Here is a 25,318-nt window from a genome sequence, read left to right as displayed (position 1 = left end):
AATCGCTTCATTAATGAAGAACTTTAATATCTATACCTAAATTAATTGACGTTGCTAGTAGGCGGCAAGTTTTAGGCCCCATGAGTATAGGTGTACTCTATAATTGGGGCGAATCAATACAACCAACAACCTAGGACTTCAAGTATAAAGGGTATTATTACTTTTCTTTTGGGAAAATAATAATAGCAAGTATTGGTGAGATAACCATAAGAGCGAACACATAAGAGAAGCCCATAGTAAAGCTGCCACTATTATCAATTGACCAAGCAATAAGTTGACTATTTATGGTTGCAAAAAGAAAAGTACAAAACCAAAAAACAGACATAGTGTAAGTAATTACCTTGGTATCTGCATTTTTAATACACTCTTTTGGTAAAGAGAAGATAAAAGCAAACCACGTTGCAAACACCAATCCAGTTAAGAATGAACAACTCAGAATAAGGATGTCATTTTTAGCAAACAACATGATGAATGTTGTTACTGCCATGAAGATACTCGTTTTAAATAACCAACCCTTATAATGAAAACCTTTTTGCTTAAATATTGGGCCAACAAAAGCTCCTAGCATGATACCCACTTGGTTAAATGTCCCACTCAAATGCGCATACGAGTCTTGCGGAAGATTTGCATACTTTGCATAATACAATGGCAAGAAAGTAAACATGAAGATCATCATGATCATTGCACCAATATATTGAATAATCATTCCCCAAACAACTCGATTAAAAATAGCTTGTTTAATTACTTCTCTTTTTTCTTCTGATGATAACTTAACTTTATTCGTTGTCTCTTGTTCATTATCTTTAAATGCAAAAAGCCAAATAATACCAAGAGCAAGAGTTAACAAGCCATATAACGCTAGCAAGTTTTTCCAGCCTCCCAACTGAGTAGATAAATAACCTGCTAGAGTTAAAGCAATAATAGTACCGATGATATTTGATGTACAATTGATACTATTTAATGAAGAAGCGTCTTTTTGATTAAAGAAACGAGCCACTGTTGGAACTAATGAAACTAAACAGATCGCACCACCCAAACCACCAAGGAATCGAATAACTAAAAGTAATTCAAAATTATTAGTTAATGGAATAAAGACTGAAATGCCAATCAGAATACAACCAAGTAAATAAGATTTTTTGGTGCCTAGCTTAGCGGTTAAAACAGCAGTACATACAGACCCAACTATTTTGGCCCATAAAATAACATTAGACATTAATGCTGCGTCAGAAACATTAACATGAAAATCAGCCATAATTTCTGGCATAACAGAACCTGTTGTTGCCCATGCTGCACCAAAAATCATGTACACTGCATAGAGAACAAACTCAATCGTCCACTTATTCATTACTTTTCTCCACTTAGCTTAGTCATTTCAATCAACATATCTGCCGCTGATTTCAACGATGACACGGGTAAAAACTCTTTAGTTGAGTGGAAATTGTGTGCGCCTGTAAAAATATTTATCGTTGGCAAACCATTTGGTGTAATTACACTTCCATCATATCCGCCACGCATTAAAAGTGGTGTTGGTGTAATCCCAAGATTATTCATCGCTTGTTGGACACTTGAAATTATTTGAGGGTTTTTATCTAAGCCTTCTTTGACATTAGAATAGGTATCTGAAAGCGTTAATTTAATACGATCTTCACCATATTTAAACTGAAGCAGAGAAGTTATCTCTTGCAATAATAATTTTCGACTTTTGTAGCCTTCTAATTCAAAATCTCTAATAGCAATATTTAACGTCGTTAATGCCGTATCTCCGGATAGATTTTGACACCAAAAATACCCTTCACGATCCTCTGTATGTTCAGGTCTTTCTTGTGCTGGAAGCAGATTAAAGAATTCATTCGCAATAACAAGTGAGTTGACTAATTTGTTCTTTGCTGACATCGGGTGAGCTGTCGCACCATTAAATTCAACTTTAGCATCTCCTGCATACCAGTTTTCAAAGACATATTCACCAATTGCACAACAATCAAGACAAATACCAAAATCTGCATTTAATTTATCGACATCTAAAGCCTTAGCTCCACGAATACCAATCTCTTCATCAGGAAGAAGAACAATTTTAATTTCACCATGTTTAAATGATGGTGTTGCAATCATAAATTTCACAGCTTCTACAGCAGAGGCAATAGCCGCTTTATCATCAGCGCCTAATAGGCTTGTTCCATCTGTAATAATGATATCGTCACCAGTATAATTGGCTAATTCAGATTCATAAATCACATCATTAGAATTAATTAATGCAACATTACCACCTTGATAATTTGATATAATCTGAGCTTTTGTATCTCCAGTATGATCTGCCGCTGTATCTAAATGAGCAAAAAAGACAATGCTTGGCATTTCAATGTCATTTGGCTTTAAAGTAATGGTAGTAATGGCGTTATCTAATATTTCTGTTGTAATTCCATCTTTGCCGTCGAGCTGATTGATAACATGTAAGGCTAAATCTCGTTGATTTGAGCAGCTAGGTAAGTGTGTTGATGCCGCTACTGCTGTTGTATTGATTTTTGTATATTCAAGAAATGTTGCTAGAATCTCTTTTTTATCTACATAACTCATTATAGGTATCCTACTAATTATTTCGGATTATTTTATTGAGGTCCACAACCTATTAATGTGATATTGATCACACCAAGCAGCTTGCAAAAATGTAAAATTACATTCGGATAATATATACACTTCACCCTATAAGATTACAAAACAAACCTTTCCTGACCAAGTTAACTTATCACTACAGTAATAAGTAATTGATTTAATATTATCTAACCAACACGCATAAAAAAACCTCTAGCCTAATCGTCTTGGATCGGGCTAGAGGTTTTTTATTTATATCTAAAGTCATTGACGCTGCTAATAGATGGGAAGTGAGTGCAACCAACAACCTAGCAGGTTCAAGTATCAAAGATATAACAGTAACTAACTATTATATTAATTGAACATAAATATTTAATTACTGATGAGCTTCCATCTTTTTCGCTTGCATCTCTTTTAGTGACGCTTGCTGCTCAGGTGTTAAGACGTTATACATTTGGTGACGTAACTTGGCAAAAGCCACTTTCTTATCAATCTGCTGATGGGAGATTTTATTCATTAACTCGGTTACAGCAGCTTGATCAAAGGTTTTCGCTTCAATTAATGTTCTTAATTGTTGACGATCAGCTTTTCTTACCGCTTTATTATCTTTCTTCGCGACTTTCAATTCTTCTTTAAATGACTTTCTTAACTCTTTCATCTGAACTTTTTGAGCGTCAGTTAAGTTTAACTGTTTAAAGGTTTTTTTATTAAACTTATGATGTTGACCACCATCGTGATGACAACCTTGATAAGACTTTTGATCACCAGAATGATGGTCAGCAAGTGCTGACGTTGAACTTAAAGCCAATGGTAATACAAGTGTAGAAAGCAATATTTTATTTAACTTTTTCATCATTATATCCTAGTTACGGTCGGTTCGAATTTGTAATACAATTATAGCCGTTACTCTGTAAATGAATGTGCTGCAACCGTAAAGAAATGTAATGATTACAGCCAGCAACCTAGCAACTTCAAGTAAGAAGGGTATAGTCATTTCAGTGTATCTGATTAATGATTAACATCTTCAAGATTTTTTTAGCCTTAATTATTCACTATTAATCAATGAACCAAGGTCGCTAATAACGTTCCTAGCGCAGAATACGATAAGTTTTTTTTACCTATAATAAAATTTTCATCCATTGACTGACGTCTAAATTCGCCATCAAATAGATATCTTTGAGTCTCTTTTGCGGCTAATTCAATATTTCTTTTTGTAACTGTTGCTAACCCCTGTTCATCCCAAATGAATTCACACCCTAAATCGATAATATTAAACCCAAACGGTTTAATATCCGATTCAAAAACGGGATATCGATAAACGACTTGAGGAACTTTTGCTACGATTCCTTCTAAAAATTGATTACCCCATCCTTCTAACCAGCTAGGATATGTCACGATATCAGCATGAACATAAGCATCCCAGAGAGAGTAATGTTTTTTCCCGTTAGTCACTTCACGACTATGCTTAATACATTGATTAATCGCCAACAATTTAACGTTTGATTTTTTGGCTTTATTTTTTAATTTTAAAAAGTACTCATTATCTTCATTCATACCCACAAGTAGTAAGACAATTTGACTCTCCGAAGTTATCATTTTTTTATTATAAAGCACCTTACCAACCCAAGAAGTTACCTCTTTTTGTTGTTCATTTTGTAACTGGGCAATGAGATCAATAGCAAGCTCAATCCCTTTTCTAGCCACTATTCTCGTCGCTTGTAAAAAGACAATATCAGATTCTTTTATGCCAAATTGCGCTCTAAAATCGTGGTTATAATCATCTACAACCCAGTGATTATTTTCAAAATCAAATACATTTGGGATAACTAACGACTCGATGTTCATCTTTTTCTTTAAAGAATCGGCGGCTAATTGATTAATGACACAATGCTTGTCTGTTACTCGTTTAGGGGGAAAATATTGATCTAAAATCTCTTGGATTTCAGGATAAACTGAGCTAGCAAACTTTTCTCGTTCCCAATGAAAATCATGATGATGATGTATAACTCGAACACCGGTTTTTTGAATTGCATTCTCAAGTCCAATTGCAGCAGATAAACTATGGCCAACCGCAAATATATTATTCGGAATAATCAGATCAATCTGCTTATCCTTAATTATTTTTATCGCTTCCTTTTCAATATCTTTTGCTTGTTGCTCAATCGCATGAACTAATTGTGTGGCATTATCAAAGTAGGTCGGCTCAATAAATGCATCTTGGGTGATTTTTGCATTCAGTCCATTATCATACCTTAATGCTTCAATACAATTTGCATCCACACTTCCTGCTGAACCTGCAAGATAAAAGGCTTCATGGCCTTGGTTTTCAAGTACCGATTTCCACTTATCCATCTCAAGAGAGACACCATCTGTTTCTCCAACTCGATAATGGGCTAATAGTATTTTCATTGATGGCTCCTTACTGGCTTATTATTCAAGAAACGAGGAATAATAAGCCAGCAAGGATCCTCGTTTCTAATGAAATGAAAATGGCTGTGATTAAAAACAGGCTAGGCTACAAGACCAACATGTGTGAGCCATGTGTTGCTTCTAATAGCTTCTCAGTATAAGTCGATGTTACTTGCCCAGAGTTCAGCGCCTCGACAGTTGTTTGTTCTTCTAGTTGTCCATTAGATAAAACATAAACATCATCACACATCCAATTAACGACATCAATATCATGAGTGACCATTAAATAGGTCAAATTTAGATCTTTTTGTAGTTTTTTTAAGAGATTAAGAACCTCAGCTTGAACAGATGCATCTAATGCAGATGTCGGCTCATCAAGTAACAATAGTTTTGGTGAAGGTAACAAGGCACGAGCAATGGCCACACGCTGTCTCTGTCCACCTGATAATTGATGTGGGTATCGATAACGAAATTTCGCCTCTAGCCCAACATCCTCTAAAACTTGCCCTACCCGTTCAGAGATATTATCCAGCTCATGAATCATCGCAACCTCAGTCAATGCTTGATTTATCGTATGCTTTGGATGTAAAGATGCATAAGGGTCTTGAAATACCATTTGAATGTTCTTACGCAACACTTTAGGGTATTTTGTGAATGGTTTTAAGGGTGACTCTACTAAATGAGTTTTACCTTGCCATTGATTGTTGATTCCAGTAAGCATTTGCAAAATGGTTGACTTACCTGAACCAGATTCACCAACTAACCCGACACATTGTCCTTGGTTAACTTTCATATTGAGGTTTTTTACCGCTAGAAAGTCTCCCCAAAAGATGCTCACATTTTCAAGGTTAATCATGATACTTTCTCCCAGCTAGGATTACGCTGTAACGTCGGTAAAACCTGATGACGATTATCATAAGAAGGTAAACATGATAATAACCCTTGAGTATAAGGATGCTTTGCATTTTTCAGCTCACCAGCATCTAATACTTCAACAATATTTCCTCGATACATGACGATAATTCTATCGCAAAAATCTGCAACCATCGGAAGATCATGACTAATCAAGATCAGTCCAGAATTATGCTGTTGGACATTTCTTTCTAAGATTCCCAAAATCTGTCGCTGAACAGTCACATCTAAGGCAGACGTTGCTTCATCTGCTATCAAAATCTTAGGCTCTGACATCAACATCATTGCAATCATAATTCGTTGTCCCATACCACCTGATAACTGATGTGGATAAGAACTTAATACACGTTCATGATCTCGGATAGCAACATCAGTAAGGCTCGAAATAATTGCGGCTAGTCCTTCTTTCTTCTTGCCTTTGTGGTGTAACATCCATGTTTCTAACATCTGCTGTTTAATGGTCATAACAGGGTTTAATGAATACTTTGGATCCTGCATGATCATCGAGATCCCTTGACCACGAATACCGCGCCACCCTTTATCGGATAAATTAAGTAAGGATTGTCCATCAAGCTCAAGCTTATCCGCACTTACTTTACCTGGTTGCCGAATTAACCCAAGCAGAGCGCGTGCTGTCATCGATTTACCAGAGCCCGACTCACCAACAATACCAATTTTTTCACGACCCATTTTTAAGTTGAATTTTTTTACAACATCAATCGGCCCTTTATTGGTTGGAAACGTCACCGTTAAATTTTTAATTTCTAGTAAAGACATAACTATTCCTTATTTCCCTTCTAACGCATCGCGCAAGCCATCACCTAATAAATTAAATGCGAGACTAACAAGTAAAATCGCAATACCAGGAATTGTCGCAACCCACCATTGATCAATAAGAAAAGAACGCCCTTCTGCAATCATTGCTCCCCACTCTGGTGTCGGCGGTGCAATACCCAACCCTAAGAAGCCTAAGCCAGAGGCAACTAAGATGATACCCGCCATATCTAACGTGACACGAATGATCACAGAGGTCGAACACATAGGAACAATATGTTTCAATAATATTCTTGGTGTACTCGCACCAGAAAGAATTGCCGCCTGAATATAATCAGAACGACGGCAAGTCAACGCTTCAGCTCGAGCAACTCGTGCATAAGGTGACCAGGCAGTTAAAGAGATAGCCATCACCATACTCCATAATCCTGGTTCCATAATCGCCACAAAAGCTAAGGCCATAACTAACTTAGGAAAAGCTAAAAAGATATCAGTAATTCGCATAAGCAACACTTCAACCCAACCACCGAAATAGCCAGCAACGACCCCAACTAACATCCCAAAAGGCGCTGTCGTGATTGTGACTAAAAAGACAATGAGTACCGTAACTTGGCTACCATAGATTAAGCGGCTAAAAATATCACGACCAAGATGATCAGTACCTAACCAGTTATCCCATGAAGGAGGCAATAATCGAGCAGCTAGATGTGTTTCGATTGGTGAATGTGTCGCGATCAATGGTGCAAAAATAGCCATAATCAGTAACAACAAAATAAATAGCAACCCAATAACAGTTAATGGATTACTCGCAAGTGACAACCAAATACGGTAAACACTAGAACATTGCGCTTGCCACTGGCTAGTTGGACTATCATCTAATAACCACATTTTTAAGTTAGGTTTATTTTTTTGTAGTTCAGAGACTCGAGTATTCATCGCTTTACCCTCGGATCTAGTAATGGATAAGCTAATTCAGCAAGCAGATTTAATGTCACAAAACAGACACCAACCACTAATGTTCCACCTAAAACCGCAGGCATATCAGCAGAAAATAATGCACTTGTTATATAAGCGCCCAATCCTGGCCATGCAAAGACGGTTTCTGTTAAAACAGCCCCTTCAAGTAGACTGGCATATGACAACGCTAAGATCGTAATTAGCGGAACTCGAATATTACGTAAGCAGTGCTTCGTAATAATATTCCACGTACTCACCCCTTTCACTTTTGCAGTAACGACATACTCTTTCTCAAGTTCATCCAACATCAGAGAACGAGTCATTCTGCCAATATATGCCATAGAAAAGTACCCTAATAACGTCACCGGTAATATTAAGTGAGCAACCGCATTAAAAAAGACCTCCCACTCACCAACCATTGCAGAGTCAATTAAAATCAAACCAGTCACTGGTTCAACTAAAAAATCATAACCAATATCTAATCGTCCAGGACCGGCAACCCAGTCTAATTGGGCATAGAAAATAAATAGTCCAATCAAGCCCAACCAAAAAACTGGTGTGGAATACCCAATTAAAGAGAAGACTCGAATAAAGTTATCTTGCCATTGACCACGTTTTAATGCAGCGAAGATCCCCAAAGGAATGCCTAACAATGTGCCAACAATCATTCCTAACGTTGCAAGTTCTAGAGTGGCAGGAAAAAATTCTTTTATATCATCAAAGACAGGGTTACCTGTACTTTGAGAAAAGCCCAAATCACCATTAAAGATATCTTTTAAATAAAGAGAAAATTGTGTCCATAGTGGTTGATCTAAGCCTAATTGCGCGCGCACTTGCGCATAAACTTCGGGGGTTGCACGATCACCAACAACCGCAACAACCGGATCAATTGGCATGATACGACCAATAAAGAAAGTAACCGCAAGCAATGCAAGGATGGTAACTGCAACAGTAGTTAGCTGTTTAACGATCCCCCAGCTAAAGGGGATCATGCGTTTTACCAAGCCTGTACTGCTTTTCGTACTTATCGCACTAGAAGCAATACTTGACATTATTTACTCACATTATGGTAGTAGATTTGATGGTTATTTGTTCCTTGCTCATAACCTTGAACATTATTGCGTAATGCTGATTGTTCTTGATTTTGGAACATAATAGAGAACGGTGAATTGTCCATCACCTCTTTTTGTAAGTCACGATACATCGCTAAACGAGTTTCACGATTACTCTCTTGTAGAGCGGCTTCAACTTTTGCGTTAAGCGCGGTATCTTGCCAGCCATTTCTCCATGTTGTCGTAGAAACATAAGCTGAATCATTATTATCCGCATTATATGCGAATGATTTAGCATTTGAGTGTGGATCAATAAAATCAGGTGCCCAATACAGTAAAATAGACTCATGGGTACGTGCGCGGTATTTAGTGATAACTTGATTACCCGTGCCAGGAACCAAGTTTAATTGAATCCCCGCTTGTGCAAATGTCGCTTGAATAGACTGAGCCATACTATTGAACGGTTCGCCATTAATGTAATCCATTGAAAGAGTTAAACCTTCTTGGTTTGCCTCTTTTAATATTGCTTTTGCTTTTTCAACATCAAGAGAATAAAGGTTTTCATTCAAGGCACCAGGCATACCGCTTGGCCAAAATGCTTGGTGCACCTTAAATTGATCTTTCAGAAATGAATCGGTCATTCCTTGATAGTCAATAAGATATTTCACGGCTTTCCATAACTTAGGATCATTAAATTTTTCATTTTTCACATTAAAAGAGAAAAAATAAACCGCTGCTTGTGGGTAGGTATTCACTTGAATATCACGGTTCTCTTTAATCGCTTGGATTTGGTCTGGCCCCAAGCCACGCGCAATGTCAATATCTCCTTTTTCTAGCATAATTCGCTGAGTTGTTGGTTCAGCAATATGACGATAAACAACTTGCTTAAGTACTTGTTCACCCTCCCACCAATTTTTATTTTGAGTTAATACAACTGTATTATTAGGTTTCCAAATACGTAATGCAAAAGGTCCTGAACCCGCACTATGTTTATTTAACCAAGCGTTACCGTAATCACCATTTTTATCATGACGTTTCACTTCTTGACTATCGACAATAGAAGCCGCTGTCGCCGTTAAGGCATTAAGTGTAAAGTCTGGAGATGTTCCTTCTTTATAGAAGACCTGTAATGTATCGTCATCGACTTTTTTTACTTTGCTATCAAAGTTTTCAGATGTCCAGCCCAACTGCTTAATCACGTATGCGGGTGTTTTATTGAGTTGTAGAACACGATGAAAAGAGTAAATAACATCATCCGCAGTGACATCATTTCCTGATGCGAATGTTGCGCCCTGATCTAAATGAAAGGTAATTGAGTGAGTCTTAGGATCCACTGTCCATGATGATGCAATACTGCTCACTAACGTCTCTGAATCTTTTGCCGTATACTCAACCAATTGGTCATAAATATTGTTTGCTAGCTCTCCCCCTGTAAACTCATAGATCTGAGCAGGATCAAGGGAGACTAAATCATCAATATTTTTAGCGACAACCAACGTCGATGCTGGTGTCTTTGCCGTCGCTGTATTTATGGCAATCGTTGAAAGCGCTAAACCCAAAACTATCGATTTTTTTACCCATTTATTTGAATTCATCATCTTATGCGTCCTCTGCAACCATTAATGATTCAACAAACTCGGCAATCAATTCTGAAGATTGCTGTACAATAGTGACTGCGTTATCCAAATCTAACGTTTTAAAAGCATCAGCTTTAGATAATAAGTTAACCGTACCAATAACGTTACCATTGTGTTGTACCGGCAAATTAACAGCCGCTCCCCAATTATTCGCAATAAATTGAGTTTCATCTTTTAATATATCAATTAATGTTTTTTGATCATGACAAATAAAAGGGGTTTTGTTGGTAATAACAAGGTTATACCAATCATCTTTAATGGTATCTTTCATGCCACTTAGCGCATAAATATCTGGGCGATTAGTATAACAACGACACGCTTTTTCTTGGTGTAAGCCCATAACGGTAATAAGTTCAAATTGAGTGATTGTTTCTAGTTGTTGTCGAATCTCTTCAAACTTTATGGTATTAAATTTCATTTATATACTCCCTGTATGTACCGAATAGAGGCACTAAAATCCATAATGATTAGCAATTGCTACATTCAATTACGTCTGTTTGTTTTATGAACAAATTATAATTATTCGATAAATATGCGATTTATTTTTACAAATAAATCGCTAAGCCCCATAAAACACTACATTTATAACACAAAACCCACAACAATAAATAGCATAAATGAATAAATATGCAGAGGTAAGACCGGAGGTGAATTTTACAATCTATTTAAAATTAACGATGTTCCACCAATACAAAAGAAGTCCTAAAGTGTGAGATCAAATTTTAAAAGCGGACTTTTGTCCTAATTTATATGTGCTCAATTGGTTATGATACTGCCATTGAAAATAAACGTGGAAAAAACAATGACAGCACATATTGATGGTAAATTAGGTGATTTTTCAGAAACAGTAATTATGCCGGGCGATCCGCTTCGTGCAAAATATATTGCAGAAACCTATTTGGAAGATGCTAAGCTCATTACGGATGTTCGTAATATGCTAGGTTACACTGGCTTTTATAAAGGTCAACGTATCTCAGTAATGGGTCACGGTATGGGTGTGCCATCAATGGTGTTATATGGTCATGAGCTTATCCATGAGTTTGGTGTTAAGCGTATTATTCGTATTGGTAGTATTGGGGCAACGCAAAAAGATGTCAAAATGCGTGACATTATTTTAGCTCAATCTGCAGGGACTGATTCTCCAACTAATGCTAAACGTAGCTCTGGTTATCACATGGCGACCTCAGCAACCTTTGAACTCTTACATAATGCATTTATGATGGCTCAAGAGAAATCGATTCCAGTTAAAGTCGGCAATATCTTCACTGGTGACCTTTATTATGATCCAGATGAAGAGATGATTTCAGCCCTCGAAAAGTTTGGTGTTCTTGGTGTTGATATGGAGGTTGCTGGACTTTATGGTTTAGGTCATCAGTTCAATATTGAAACGCTGGCAATTTTAACGGTATCAGACCACTGTATTACAGGTGAAGAAACGACCGCTCAAGAAAGACAACTCTCATTTAATAATATGATTGAACTTGCACTTGAAACGGCTATACACGCAGAAAAATAATCTTCTTTACTTAACGCTGGATATCAACCAATGAAAAATAAGATCACACTCACCGCAATAAGCTTTCTTGCTAACTTAGTTATGGCGGGGTTTGCCACTCAATTTGGCATGCTCGTTGAACCTATTGCTCATTTATATGACGCAAATGTCAATGAAGTCGCTTCTATTTTCTCTTTACTTAATGGTGGAGCGTTAGCAGGTACCATCGCTGCATTCTTTTTAATTGAGAAGATTGGTATTAAACGAATGACGGTTTTGAGTTATATCGCCATTGCGTTGAGCTCATTAAGTCTCTATGCCGCCTCTAGCTTAATGCTAGTCATGATTGCGATGACAATTATCGGTTTTTGTGGTGGTGTCGGTCTTTGTATTGCAGGTACGATTGTTGTTTCAGTTTGGAAAGACAAAATTCAAAGTACTATTTTAGTCATGCAAGATGCAACATTTAATATTGCTGGTGTTATATTCCCTCTAATTACAACTTACGCACTAACAAATAGCCTATCATGGAGCATTAGCTACTTAGCAGTAGGGTGTGTTGCGCTAGCTACCGCATTTATTGCGCTTATAACTAACTTTGACTTATGTACTAACTCTGGAGATGATCCAGAAAGTGAAATTAAGTCAGAGTGGAATTTCGGTATTATTAGTGGCGGTATTGGTCTATTTTTGGGGATGTTGGCACTGTACACGTTCTTAACTTGGGCTCCGATCTTTGTAAAAGATAAATTCAACATTCCCTTTGAAGATGCTGGAAATATTATCACTCAATATTGGTCAGCTGCTTTAGTGGGTGCACTACTATCTACATTAATTGTTTCACGAGTTAAGATTAACCACTTCTTGATTGCAATCATCAGTGCAGCAATGGTATTAACTGCACTAAAGAAACACAAGCTATGTATAAGCGGCTAGGTTGTGACATCACTCCTCCAACTACGAGCAACTAGAATTACGTTGAGTATATAAAATAATATTTAAAAAAATTTCAGTTCGTTGAAAAAGAGGTAAAACTAAGTAGTCAATCACATATTAATAGGCGTTGACTAACTTAATTCTCTCTCACATTATCAATTTATTGGCTTATTTACCCAATAATCCAAGAAGCTAAGTAAATCAGTTTTCATGTACTGGTTATAACTAACACCATGACCAATTTCAGGGTAAGTAATTACTCGTGCATTAACAAAACCAGCCATTGATAAATGATTTGCACAATTTCCAGTATTTTTACTGTAGTTAGTATTATAAGGTGCATCTTTTCCGAAATAAAAATCTTTATGGCCCATTATATTTAAGAAGGGGGTTTTCTTATTAGCTCCAACTTTGGGGTAATCGGTGAAATACCCTGGTTCACAACTCCAACTAAGAATCATTCGTCCTTTAAATTCATTACCTGCATACCTTGCAGTAGCAAACGCACCTTCTGACACGCCCAATAAATACATTTCATCTTTATTAACAAATTTCTGATTCAATAAAGAACCTACCACTTGTGTTATTTCAGCTTGTCGTATTTTGTGTACTTCTTCATATAAAGATTTTGCCACAGGTGAACTGAAGGTTGGACGATCTTCTATACTATGGGCATCAGGCGCAATAAAGATATAATCAGCATCAACAATCCAATTTGCATATCCATAATCCCACTTTAATTTTGGTTTACCGTCAGAGTGAGAAAATGTATTACCAGAACCATGCATATATACAATAGTCGGTGCTGAGGTGTTTTCTTTGAATTTTACGCTTTTCAAATTCTCATAATAACCATAAAAATCTTCACCCGAAGCTAATAAATAGCCAGGGATTCCTACCATTGCTTTATGTAAGCTTTGCTCAAATGTTGGATATTTTTCCAACATTTCTTTTGAGGATATTTTACCCAAATTCGTATATTCAGCAGAAACACCAGTTGATGTAATCATTAATAAAAAACAAGTTCCTCTAACAATATTATTCATTTTATTCCATTAAAAATTGCAATATAGAAATAAAATTCTAACAGCTTGATAGTTGAGAATATACAATCATTTCATATAACTTACTTATAGCAGAGTAATTAGAGTTACTAGCTGGTGAAAAAAAGCAGCCAACAATCTAGCAACATAAAATAAAAAGGCATAAGTATATATAAGTTATACATCAATAAACCTATCACGTAGCACTTCGTATAAACAACTTAGATTGGTATAACATACTGCTTTTTTTTACATTAAAGCTTCTCAAAAAATAGAGTAATCTGCCCTACTTCAACACCTAACTTCTTAATTTTGGTTAAATTAAAGACTCTTTTTTCGTCTTGTCGGTAGAGCCAATCATCAAAGGTAACCTTAACATTCGAATCATCCAACTCTAATTGAAAATCATATTGCCAATGGAGTGCATTACCTTGCTCTTTGCCGATAGCAACGCCAATAATATCATCAGCTTTACCAATATAACTGCCATCTTGCTGTTGTGTGATGATCCATATTCTTTGAGTAGTTTTACCATCATCAAAGATAAAATCTTCGACTAACGTTAATTTATCGTCTTTAATCGCCCCTTCCAAACTAACGGTAAAACGACGCATTTGTTTACCACTATAATCTTGAATCATTCCCCATGCTTGTGTTTTACCTTTAAAATAGCCAAAAAGATCAAATTTTGGCGTAGCGGATTTATACTCATCAATGTCAACGCTGCATGAAGTAAGCAACAAGATTAAGATACAAAGTAAATTTTTATAAACACTCATATTCACCTCATTGTTTATTCGATTTATTTTGGTAAAAAGTATTCACGTAGAATACGATTAACTAAAAACAATAAACGGATTCATTCTGATCCAGAGCAATCAGTTCTTAATATCAAACAATCCACTAACTCAACTATAGTGTATAGAGTCGTAATAAGAAAAGTCATTACAGTTAGACGCTTATTTAGGAGTGTGAAATGAAAAGTTTTATTAGATCCTTACCGAAAGTTGAACTTCACTTACACATTGAAGGTACGCTTGAGCCAGAGCTGCTTTTCACTCTCGCTAAAAGAAATAATCTCACCATTCCATACAACTCGCCTGAATCGTTGCGGGAAGCCTATAATTTTGATTGTTTACAATCTTTCCTCGATCTCTATTACCAAGGTGCTAATGCGCTACAAACAGAGCAAGATTTTTATGATCTGACTTGGCATTATCTGTTACGCTGTCAAGAAGATAACGTTATTCATACTGAAATATTCTTTGACCCACAAACACATACTGAACGCGGAATTTCATTTGATACCGTTCTCAACGGGATACACAGAGCATTACAAGATGGCCTAAATCAATTAAATATCTCATCACAAATTATTGCCTGCTTTCTTCGACATCTACCTGAACAAAGTGCCATTGAAACCTTCCAATCGATTGCTCAACACCAAGATAAAATTATTGCCGTAGGTTTAGATTCATCCGAACAAGGTCACCCTCCCGCTAAATTTAAACATGTCTTTGAACTAGCAAGAAACGCAGGATTTCTTACCGTCGCACATGCCGGAGAAGAAGGGCCAGCTCAAAATATAACGGATGCAATCGAATTGTTACACATTAACCGAATTGATCATGGTGTTCGTTGCACCGACGATGCAAACTTAGTTAACACGCTAATTAAAAAACAAATACCATTAACAGTCTGCCCTTTATCAAATCTTAAACTGGCTGTCTTTGATGATATGAAACAACACAATATTGTTGAATTATTACGTCAAGGCGTAAACGTCACGATTAATTCTGACGATCCTGCTTATTTTGGGGGTTATATGACAGACAACTTTCTCGCTGTCTCTCAAGCACATCCAATGAGTAAAAAAGAAGTCGCTCAATTTACAATTAATGCCATCAATGCCAGCTTTATTCCTGATGCACTCAAAGAGCACTATTTATCTCACGTTTCCACCTTCCTTCAAACAAATTAACCCTATCCCCTTCTTACTTGAAGTCGCTAGGTTGTTGGCTGCACTCGTTTGCCATCGACTAGCAATGTCAATTACTTTGGATATATAAAGAAGGAAACTAAATGAAAAGCCCCCTCTTTTATTCATCGATATCAAGCCGACCACCACCTCAGATTTCCCTTATTAATAACGATCACGAACAAATTAGAGCAATTTACCGTTTTAGTGAATAGTCAATGGATTGATATCGGTGCATTTATTGGTCAAACCTTTAATGATCAATTAATGGATATTCCTGCAAGTGAGCACCATCAATTTGCAGTTGTAATTGCAGATAGCGGTATTCAACAATCCTTTATTTGTGAAACAGCATCAAGCTTAAGTAATGCTAAACTTGCCGTTTCATTAGCTAACTGTATCAATAGTTATAGTAACCAAGATGAAAATAACCAATTGGTCAAAATTGGCATATTGGATGAAAATGGTCATATTAATGCTCAAGAACATAATAGTGACAACCGTATTTGGGCAAAAAGCGAGACAACGCAAATCTCTGTGACTTACCAAGCGATAGAAACTGAAACCGGATATATCTCACTAACCATTAATAATAGTAATCAAACAGCAAACAATGCCAGTTATACTCTATTTGCTTCTGATATTCATTCAGATAAAGCCTTTACCAAAATTGGCACTGTCGGCTCAGAAAGTACCTTAGAGCTTCCTGTTGGACAGTATCAAACATGGTTAGAATTAGATGTTCTTTTAGAAGGTCATGGTGTCGCTTATCGTAATGGAACCCTTTATTATTCTACAGCAACCCATATTTTCGCGATCCACAATTTGGCTACAGACTTAAATGATCATCAACAAATATCTGATCCAATCACAATCGCGACGCTTCCTGCTGGCGATACCTCATTTAGTCTTCTTGAGCCGACACGAAATGAAGGATTATTTTGGCACCAAAAACATACATTAAAATTCAATAGTCATGATCAAAGTGATCAAAACCTCTATGTTTCAATAGGCAAGCCATGTAATACCTGTGTGATAGAAGAGGAGCCTAATTACGGTACCGTATTAAAGGTTGATTTAAATAACGGTGAAATGACTCAAATTGCGAATGGTATCCGAAATACCGTTGGTTTTGATTGGGACCCAACCTCTGGCGATATCTGGTTTACCGATAATAACCGACAAAACTCAGACGGTAATGCGATTTATTATCCAGGAGAAATCAACCATATTAATGCGGATGACATTGCTAATGGCACAATTCCTCATTTTGGTTTCCCTTACCTTTCTGGCGTCGACACACCGGGGATCACACCAGAGCAATTTGCTGGGACATCAGGAACGACAGCTTTTAATTACTTGCCGCAAGGAGCTAAATTCACCGATCTTCAAGTATCAGAGATTGACTACACTCTTTATCAAGATCCGGACCTTGAACTTGAAGCTGCGTCTGCTGCGCTTGGATTGATGTTTTGGGAAACAGAGGGGATCCCTAGAGTATTAGGTCAACGTTCGATGATCTACACCACGCATGGCCCTGGTGATAATCAAAGAGCAGGATATGAAATCCGTCAAATGACATTAAATCCAATGGGCAAACCTATTTTAGATAAAGCGTTAATCACTGGATTTAAACAACCGTCGGGTGTCATTGGAAAACCAGTTGAATTACTTCGCCTTCCTGATAATTCTGTCTTAGTTTCAGATGATCAAGGAAACAGTATTTATCAATTAAAATATCAACCTCAAAGTGAAACAGGATCTGTCACCTTATTACCAACATCGGGTGAGCTAAATGATTATCAACAACCTATTATTGCCACATTAACACAGCCTGATGGTGTTCAACGTCGTCTTTTCTTAAAACTCGATGAGCAGGATATTCAGCTCTCAGGTTTACCCGTTGGCCAATATAACTTAGTGATTGATGAATTGGCTGTTGATGGGATGGATAACATGCATCCATCACAAAGTATTATTACGTTTGATATTACCCATGACGATGAACCTACCAGCGTTAGTTGGCACTACCAAAGTGAAAATAATCAAGTCGCTTATGGTGATGTATTAATTCACGCACCAGAAAAACCGACCGATGGCGGTGAATTCTATAGCAATAAAACCTAATATTGATGGATCACTTGATGAGTACAAAGACGATCCTAATGTAGAGTATGATCCAGTATTAAATCGCTACTTATTTAAGTTTAACTGGGGACAAAGTCACACATTAAACTTACCAAATGGTAATTATGATATTTATCCAAGTTATACCGATAACTCTATTCCAAACCAAGCTAAAGTCAGTATTTTAGTTTCTGGTGAAGGTGGTAATAATCAAACAGAAGTCAATATTGGTTATCAAGAGTTTACTTCGGATAAAGCTTATTTTGAATACCTCAATCAACAAACTTGTTCAAATTGTCACACAGGGCACTTTGCACCTAAATTTAGTGATGGGCCTCAAGCTAAATTGATCAATGAATATGCCGTCAATCCCAATGCAATTGCTGATATTGTCGCAGATATGCAAACACTCTACGGAGGTCGATTGTGATATTAACTGTCAGAGAACATCAACACGTTATTTAATTGAGGAACTTTGGGCGGATTACTTGCCTGATGTAGGTAGCCCTGTTGATACATCAACATTGCCAATTGATAGCTTCAATGGGGTTAGCTTTTATAGTAATCCAGCCAATATGGGTTATATGACCAATATCGACATCACTAAGTATGTTGATACTGCGCAGATAGTGGTCGAACAAATCAACTTAAATACCCTATCACAATGTCCAACGGCTGATGAGATCGGTAATTACTCTGAGTGGCAATCGGGATCGACTTATGTTGGCGGCGATCTTGTCATCTATAACGATGATGTATACCGTGCAGTTTTTTGGACTCAAGTTGCCCCTGATAGTCACTTTAGAGAGGAGAGTGAAATAGAACGTTTGCTTAATGATCAAAGAGCACACCGACAGTTTGCAAAATTCATGATGCAAACTATGGAGTTTACCGAAGATCGCGTGTTAGTCGAACAAGGCGCATTAACCAAAGATATTGCGACGGCAATGTTGGATGAATTTTATGCCTATATTGCACATTCTGTGTTCTCTGAAGAGAAAGGAACGTTTGCTGATCTGATGGCAGGAACAACAACCTCCGTTTCGCCCCCATTAGCAAATTATTACGGTTTAACTCAAAGCGGTTTAGTCTCGATCCTTTCCGAGCGCGGAAAAGGAATATTAAGCCTCGGTGCAGTCGGAGTTGCTTATGGCACCGATGAACGTACTCGCCCAATCCCTCGCGCAAGAATGGTACAACATTCATTACTGGGTTGGGACATTAGCCAAGCGGTTGGTGCAGCACCGAGTGAGTTAGAAAGTGACAGTTCAACTCGTGATTTTTGGCACCAATCAACAGGTCCTGGTACCGATTGTTGGGTTTGTCACGTCAAACTAAATGATGTGGGTTCTGCAATGGATGTCATTGATAAAGATGGACGCTACCGCCGTTTCGAAAATTACACGTCATTACTAGGTATTGAATATCTCAATGTCACCCTTGAGACAGACGGCATACTGTCAGATATTGATGGTAGAGATTACTCATTTAATGATTTAGCTCAACTTGCCGATATCATTTCAACCAGCACGGATGCGAGACAAGCGTTTGTCAGAAACTACTTCGATTACGTCGTTGGTGAAAGAGATAATAGTTTTGCGCCACTCTACAATGAGTACGCAGAATTTGATGATATTAAAACCTTTATGAAAAATGTTATCGCATCTGGCGCCGTGTTGGAGCGTAAGGAATAATTATGGACAATCAATATAAATTATCACGACGTCATTTCTTTCAAAAAACCGCGACGTTAGGGGTGGGTGCCGGAATTGGTGCATTAACGCCACTATCCAGTGCAATGGCGAACCCTAGCAATAACTCAAATACGAAGTTTTTCTTTATTAACTTTGCCGATGGATACCCAAATGGCACATGGTATCCAAGCGGTGAAAATGGCAACCTCACCATGAACGATTGTACAAAAGACCTTGATGCATACAAAGATAATATTGTCTTTTTCACTGGGGTCAATAATCACTTTGGTGCTGGTCATGATGGTTGGCGTGGATTATGGCGTGAAAGTCAGAGTCAAAATTCCATTGACGTTGAAATGGCAAACGCTTACTCAGAGGGGTTACCCAAACGAGCCGTTCGCTTAGGCGTTGATAGTAATTATTGGGGACATGGTGGTCGACAACCATCACTCAACTCAGATTCTTCTGTAGGTAATGCTCATGAAGATGATCCTCAACGTGTTTTTGATAACCTGTTTGCTCCCGTCTTTTCTACTCCGGGTGAAGCCCAAGATAAAGCCGATAGAGATCGTGCAAAAATTGATATTTTAGCCAAATCGATTGATGATGTTCGAATCTTGAAAAATAACTTAGGTTCACTTGAGCAGAATAAATTAAATGCTTTTGAAACCGCAGCAGTTCAAGCTCAAACTGAATTAGAAAATAGTTTAAACGGACAAACCGGTGTCTGTTCAAATATCTTCTCTGGTACCAGTTATGGCCGAGACCAACGAGCAGATCTTCAAGTTGCAAATGCGGCAATGGCGCTGGGCTGTGGACAGACTAAAATCGTTTCATTGCAACTTGGTACATCCAATGACTCAAAAGCTATTGAAACCTTTGGTGGCGGCCCCGTGCCTCATGATGCATCACATTGGTCATCAGCAACAAAACCCACTTATATTGCACACCGTCAATGGTATTTAAGTAAAGTTTTAAAGCTGATTGAACACTTAAAACTCCAGCCCGATACCAATGGCAATATGTTTGATAATACCGTTATTTTTGTTACTTCAGAGATGGGCGATGGGAATGCTCACAGTAACAGAGAGTTACCTGTCTTATTAATTGGTGGTAACAATACCCGATTAAACACCCAATCGGGTGGAAAAATCTATCGAGAAGTCGGTCCTATTGGGCGAATATTACGTAGCTATGCCGATGCTTATTCATTAAGCCATAGCTATTCCAGTTCGCCTATCTCAGGTCTTTTTTCATAACTAATACGATTCAACACTGATTAAAAGAAGTATTTATAATTACTTCATATTTACTTCCTTTCTAATTTTTCACGAGCCCCCTCGCCACTTTAGGTCGAGGGGATTCGCCGAAAGCCATAAAGTCACGATATTGTTTTACTCTCCTATTCTTTACTTGAAAGTAATTCCTCAAAGTTAAGATGAATATAATAAAAGGACTCTTAAATTCATGAAAAAAAGTATACTTAGTTTAGCGATTTTAACCATAATTAGTGCACCAGTTGCAGCCATTGAAGATTGGCAAGCTAAAAGCTATTCAGGTGGCAGTGAAGTCTGTCTTGATGGTAACCATTACCGTGCAAAATGGTGGGTTAGCGCAAGTGCTAAGCCTAACCCTAATTTACCAACGTCAGCCTCACAAAGTGGTTGGGGTAGCGCCCCTTGGCTTCCTTTAACAAACTCAGACGTTTGTCATACTGAACCTGAGATTATCGAAAACCAATCACCGATCGCCGTGGTAAATAACATTCTTTTACCTTTAAATACCAAAGAAGCGACTTTAAATGGCTCGAATTCACGTGATCCTGATGGTGATGCAATTAGCTTTGAATGGTCAACAGTCTCTGCCGGTATATCATTGAGCTCGACTGATATCGCAACCCCTTCTGTGACCATTGATGACTATGAATATAATATGGTCTATCAAATCCGCTTAACCGTCTCTGATGGCGCGCTAACAGACACGAAAATAGTGACAGTAACAACACCCGAAGAACCGACAATAATCGAAGAAAATAGACAACCAATCATACAACTAACAGAAGAATATTTATTATCTGCCGATCAAACGAGCATAACGTTATCCGCAGAAGGAACACATGATCCTGATGGTGATACACTGAGTTATCAATGGCGACCTTTAATCGTGGGTGTGACCATTGATGATGCGCAAAGTATCACCCCGACGATAAATATCACCGAATATGACTTTAATCGAGAGTATCAAGTTCAACTCACTGTGAGCGATGGCTATTTAACCACCTTTAAAGTGGTGACATTAAGGACACCCGCTCAAGAAGTTGATAATACTGCGCCACAAGCAAATGCAGGGGCGGATCTCATCATTCAACTGCCAGCGACTGATGTCCAACTAAATGGCTCTCAAACCAGTGATCCTCAAAATGATGTTTTATCTTATACATGGAAACAGTTATCTGGAACGCCAGTAACACTGAAAAATCCAAATACCGTGACCCCTCATTTTAATGTCGCTCATATTTCAGATCTATCGACACTCTCTTTTGAACTGCTGGTGAGTGATGGTGAGTTTGAAATGCAAGATATCGTAACAGTAACGTTGAAGCCAGAATCATTAACTGGCGATGATATTATTCATCGTTTTACTGACATTGACCGTTTACTTGAAATAAATTTAAACCATACGCAAGCTGAAACATTAAATGATAAATATGCCTCTGTACTAAATGTAAAAAACTTAGTCAAACCAGCCATAGTGACATTGAATAATATCCACTTTTCAGAGAATACCATTACCAATAATACCCCTTATCATTTAAATTCCGTTTATATTCAACAAAACCATATTATTTCAAAATTAACGTTAAATCAGACGATTCCTGCCTATAGTGAAGCCACATTATCAATTGATCTCAATAATGCTGTTCTATTAAATTCGCAGACATTGGCAAATACATCCATTAATTATCAAGGTAATCGCGGTATTGTTCCTCAAACCAGTAACTCTCGTTATGCAAATGCGATTGAACGTGCCAATGCTGAAAAAGTTCATATGTATGATCAATATATGATGAATAACCCAGCAACATTAGCAGAAATAACCACGCATTTAGATAATATATGCCAAGAAAATAGCTTATGTGAAAGTTATAACGATACAGCTACAAATTATGCGAGAGACACCTATTTTGCCAAATCAGTCTCAGGGATTAATACGACTTTTTGGATGGATGATGATGTATGGGGACTCGCAACAAGTGGCGCATTAAGTTTTAAACAAACCAAACATACACGCCATGCTTCAACACTTTGGATGCACCCAGCCCTAATGGGATTTATTGAGACCGGTTCATACTCCAAGAAAATTGAAGGTTCACAAGCACTGGTGCATGAGCTTTATCATAACTTTGGCTTTGCTCATGCCTCTGGTTGGCCATCAGCAAACGGTGTCGATGATCTTTTTGGCAAGAAATACGTTGATGACTATACGGTTAATATCGGTAATCAATATCTTCCTTCAGACGTCGTCGTGACATATCAAGAGGGACAACAAGGCACTTATACCTTTAAAACCTTTGGTAGCAACGCGCCTTTAAACTTTAGATTATTAGCAACATCTGAGCTAAATATAGAGCTGACAGAAAATGACACAAATACTATTTCACTTCGTTTTCTCGAAATACCTAAATCAAGTGTTTATGCGTCATTCTATACTGATAATGGTCAACAAATGGCCACTATTCCGCTCGACTTAGTGGCAGAAGTTAATTCAAAAGAAGCACTAAATGCCTTTAATCAAGAAGTCTCTAGCTTACTGAATCAGTCAGATACAATATACGTCTCGACAGCAGATGGGGCATGGGCTGGTAACTTTAATTTACCAAACAATGCTGATGCCGGTAAAGAAGTCCATTTTTCTCATATGGCGACCTATTCATCCTATGTCAATTACAATGGGCAACAAGACGTATTGAGAAATGGTGATTCGGCAGTTTATCGCTTTAACGGCAGTATTTGGGTTAAACTTTAAATCAGTGATTAATGAGGGTATTTTATGCCCTCTTCTTTTTATTGTTAACGAATAAAAAGTATAGAGTCGCTTGAAGAGATACATTAACATTACTGAAAAAAGATAAGGTATTTCATTTATACCCAAAATAATTGAAGTTGTTATTAGACGACAACTAAGTAAAGCCTCATGAGTATAGGTTTTCTATATGATTCGAGCGAACGAGTGTAGCCAACAATTTAGCGACTTGAAGTATAAAGGGTTATATATGATTAGTGTGAATAAACGCAGTCAATAACCTAGCAGCTTCAACGATGAGGAGTATGGTAAAGACAACACCGAGAATAATTTCAACACTAATGAAATAAAATGAATACTCCTCCGGTCTATATAGATAAGCATTAAAACGGAGAGCTAACATGAAAAAATCAATATCGATCATTTTTACCATCGTGGTATCAGCATTAAGCTTGTCATTTTTTTCCACTGCAGATGACTCTATGGGAAAAGCTAAAACGACTGACTCACATTATCAAGTTGCAACACTTGCCGGTGGTTGCTTTTGGTGCACGGAGGCCGATTTAGAAAAACTCAACGGTGTGATTGATGTTGAGTCTGGCTATGCAGGAGGTGACATTATCAATCCTACCTACAAGCAGGTTGCATCAGGAAGGACTCAGCACATTGAATCAATCAAAGTCATTTATGATCCAGCAATTGTTAGTTACCAACAAATCTTAGATTACTTTTTAAGGCATATTGATCCAACAGATGGTACTGGTTCATTTGTTGATCGTGGCGCTCAATACCGCCCTGCTATCTTCCCTCATAATCAAGAACAGAAAGAAGTTGCGACAGAATTTCTTCGTCAGGTTGAGGCGTTAGGTATTTACCAAAAACCTTTAAAAGTGGAGATCATTGATTATACAAATTTTTATTTGGCAGAAGGCTATCATCAAGATTACTACACAAAAAATCCAATTCGCTATGGTTATTATCGAAATGCATCAGGTAGAGATCAATATTTAACCTCTATCTTTGGTAAAGACCGTAAAACATCACCGATGACCTTAACAGCAATGATCGATAAATCATCAATGAATGATGTAAAAGTTAATCAATCGAAAATGATGACTTACCATCGTCCAACCGAGGCCGAAATAAAAAGTCGATTAACTGATATGCAGTATTATGTCACGCAAGAAGATGGCACAGAACGCGCATTCGATAATGAATACTGGGATAATAAAGAAGACGGCATTTATGTCGATATCGTGACAGGAGAGCCACTGTTTTCATCTGTTGATAAATATAAATCTGGGACAGGATGGCCAAGCTTCACAAAACCTATTGATGGAATTTATGTTACCACACAGACTGACTACAAGTTAATATTCCCACGCACAGAGGTTCGCAGTAAAATTGGCGGTTCTCATTTAGGGCATGTTTTTACTGATGGACCAGATCCAACCGGGTTACGTTATTGCATGAACTCAGCAGCGATGAACTTTATTAAAAAACAAGATTTAGAAGCACAAGGGTATGGTGAATATGTCGCATTATTTAAATAAATGATGGGAATATATAGCTAAAACAATTGGCGTTGCTAGTAGGCGAACGAGTACAGCCAACAACCTAGCGCCTTCAAGTATGAAGGGTATATTCGCTTATTGCTCTCATTAATGAACACTAATGAGAGCATATTGACTAAAA

Annotated in this window: 20 protein-coding genes and 1 pseudogene; 9 read left to right on the top strand and 12 right to left on the bottom strand. The window is 37.5% G+C overall.

Features of this window, described 5'->3' with window-relative positions; translation table 11 throughout:
- Window positions 1–157: 157 nt before the first annotated feature.
- From L0B53_RS12295 to L0B53_RS12250, 10 genes are all read right to left on the bottom strand, one after another.
- Window positions 158–1,345, bottom strand: a complete 1,188-nt coding sequence (locus L0B53_RS12295; RefSeq protein WP_235059903.1) for a nitrate/nitrite transporter — start codon at window positions 1,343–1,345, stop codon at window positions 158–160.
- The gene (pepT, locus tag L0B53_RS12290) at window positions 1,345–2,571 is read right to left on the bottom strand and encodes a peptidase T (RefSeq protein WP_235059902.1); all 1,227 of its coding nucleotides are present in this window, start codon (window positions 2,569–2,571) and stop codon (window positions 1,345–1,347) included. Before pepT ends, L0B53_RS12295 begins: the two co-directional genes overlap by 1 nt.
- A 391-nt stretch (window positions 2,572–2,962) precedes the next feature.
- Window positions 2,963–3,442, bottom strand: a complete 480-nt coding sequence (locus tag L0B53_RS12285) for a Spy/CpxP family protein refolding chaperone (protein WP_235059901.1) — start codon at window positions 3,440–3,442, stop codon at window positions 2,963–2,965.
- Between the two features lie 203 nt (window positions 3,443–3,645).
- Complete coding sequence (locus tag L0B53_RS12280) at window positions 3,646–4,995, bottom strand: glycosyltransferase family 4 protein (protein ID WP_235059900.1); 1,350 nt, start codon at window positions 4,993–4,995, stop codon at window positions 3,646–3,648.
- Between the two features lie 106 nt (window positions 4,996–5,101).
- Window positions 5,102–5,851 carry an ABC transporter ATP-binding protein gene (locus L0B53_RS12275; RefSeq protein ID WP_235059899.1) on the bottom strand — a complete coding sequence of 250 codons (750 nt, stop codon included), beginning with the start codon at window positions 5,849–5,851 and terminating at the stop codon, window positions 5,102–5,104.
- Complete coding sequence (locus tag L0B53_RS12270) at window positions 5,848–6,684, bottom strand: ABC transporter ATP-binding protein (protein ID WP_235059898.1); 837 nt, start codon at window positions 6,682–6,684, stop codon at window positions 5,848–5,850. The genes L0B53_RS12275 and L0B53_RS12270 overlap by 4 nt, the downstream gene beginning before the upstream one ends.
- Window positions 6,685–6,693: 9 nt before the next feature.
- Window positions 6,694–7,617 (bottom strand): ABC transporter permease, encoded by a 924-nt coding sequence (locus tag L0B53_RS12265; protein ID WP_235059897.1) that lies wholly within the window; start codon window positions 7,615–7,617, stop codon window positions 6,694–6,696.
- Complete coding sequence (locus tag L0B53_RS12260) at window positions 7,614–8,690, bottom strand: ABC transporter permease (protein ID WP_235059896.1); 1,077 nt, start codon at window positions 8,688–8,690, stop codon at window positions 7,614–7,616. The genes L0B53_RS12265 and L0B53_RS12260 overlap by 4 nt, the downstream gene beginning before the upstream one ends.
- On the bottom strand, window positions 8,690–10,288 hold the full coding sequence (locus L0B53_RS12255) for an ABC transporter substrate-binding protein (RefSeq protein ID WP_235059895.1): 1,599 nt from the start codon (window positions 10,286–10,288) through the stop codon (window positions 8,690–8,692). The genes L0B53_RS12260 and L0B53_RS12255 overlap by 1 nt, the downstream gene beginning before the upstream one ends.
- A 1-nt stretch (window position 10,289) precedes the next feature.
- Window positions 10,290–10,745: a hypothetical protein gene (locus L0B53_RS12250; protein ID WP_235059894.1), complete on the bottom strand. Its 456-nt coding sequence runs from the start codon at window positions 10,743–10,745 to the stop codon at window positions 10,290–10,292.
- A gap of 384 nt (window positions 10,746–11,129) precedes the next feature.
- Between L0B53_RS12250 and deoD the strand changes: the two genes are divergently transcribed.
- Complete coding sequence (deoD, locus tag L0B53_RS12245; RefSeq protein ID WP_235059893.1) at window positions 11,130–11,843, top strand: purine-nucleoside phosphorylase; 714 nt, start codon at window positions 11,130–11,132, stop codon at window positions 11,841–11,843.
- Window positions 11,844–11,873: 30 nt separating this feature from the next.
- Window positions 11,874–12,728, top strand: a pseudogene (tsgA, locus tag L0B53_RS12240) (MFS transporter TsgA); the annotation flags it as partial.
- Between the two features lie 185 nt (window positions 12,729–12,913).
- On the opposite strand, the gene L0B53_RS12235 reads toward tsgA, so the two are convergent.
- The gene (locus L0B53_RS12235) at window positions 12,914–13,804 is read right to left on the bottom strand and encodes a hypothetical protein (RefSeq protein ID WP_235059892.1); all 891 of its coding nucleotides are present in this window, start codon (window positions 13,802–13,804) and stop codon (window positions 12,914–12,916) included.
- Between the two features lie 251 nt (window positions 13,805–14,055).
- On the bottom strand, window positions 14,056–14,580 hold the full coding sequence (locus tag L0B53_RS12230; RefSeq protein ID WP_235059891.1) for a DUF3833 domain-containing protein: 525 nt from the start codon (window positions 14,578–14,580) through the stop codon (window positions 14,056–14,058).
- 197 nt (window positions 14,581–14,777) lie between these two features.
- Here L0B53_RS12230 and L0B53_RS12225 point away from each other — a divergent pair, with 197 nt between their 5' ends.
- The 7 genes from L0B53_RS12225 (at window position 14,778) to msrB (ending at window position 25,176) form a co-directional block, all read left to right on the top strand.
- Window positions 14,778–15,782, top strand: coding sequence for an adenosine deaminase (locus L0B53_RS12225; RefSeq protein ID WP_235059890.1), 1,005 nt, complete (start codon window positions 14,778–14,780; stop codon window positions 15,780–15,782).
- Window positions 15,783–15,986: 204 nt separating this feature from the next.
- The gene (locus tag L0B53_RS12220; protein ID WP_235059889.1) at window positions 15,987–17,906 is read left to right on the top strand and encodes a sorbosone dehydrogenase family protein; all 1,920 of its coding nucleotides are present in this window, start codon (window positions 15,987–15,989) and stop codon (window positions 17,904–17,906) included.
- Window positions 17,875–18,336, top strand: a complete 462-nt coding sequence (locus tag L0B53_RS12215) for a hypothetical protein (RefSeq protein WP_235059888.1) — start codon at window positions 17,875–17,877, stop codon at window positions 18,334–18,336. Before L0B53_RS12220 ends, L0B53_RS12215 begins: the two co-directional genes overlap by 32 nt.
- Window positions 18,337–18,394: 58 nt before the next feature.
- A complete protein-coding gene (locus tag L0B53_RS12210; protein WP_235059887.1) occupies window positions 18,395–19,600 on the top strand; it encodes a DUF1588 domain-containing protein in 1,206 nt (401 codons plus the stop codon).
- A gap of 2 nt (window positions 19,601–19,602) precedes the next feature.
- Window positions 19,603–20,859: a DUF1552 domain-containing protein gene (locus L0B53_RS12205; RefSeq protein ID WP_235059886.1), complete on the top strand. Its 1,257-nt coding sequence runs from the start codon at window positions 19,603–19,605 to the stop codon at window positions 20,857–20,859.
- A gap of 208 nt (window positions 20,860–21,067) precedes the next feature.
- On the top strand, window positions 21,068–23,626 hold the full coding sequence (locus tag L0B53_RS12200; RefSeq protein ID WP_235059885.1) for a PKD domain-containing protein: 2,559 nt from the start codon (window positions 21,068–21,070) through the stop codon (window positions 23,624–23,626).
- 398 nt (window positions 23,627–24,024) lie between these two features.
- Window positions 24,025–25,176 carry a peptide-methionine (R)-S-oxide reductase MsrB gene (msrB, locus tag L0B53_RS12195; RefSeq protein WP_235059884.1) on the top strand — a complete coding sequence of 384 codons (1,152 nt, stop codon included), beginning with the start codon at window positions 24,025–24,027 and terminating at the stop codon, window positions 25,174–25,176.
- The last annotated feature ends 142 nt before the right edge of the window (window positions 25,177–25,318 follow it).

Origin of the sequence: Vibrio sp. SS-MA-C1-2, assembly GCF_021513135.1 — a bacterium.
Classification (GTDB): Bacteria; Pseudomonadota; Gammaproteobacteria; order Enterobacterales; family Vibrionaceae.
This window is presented reverse-complemented; position numbering and strand designations above follow the sequence as displayed.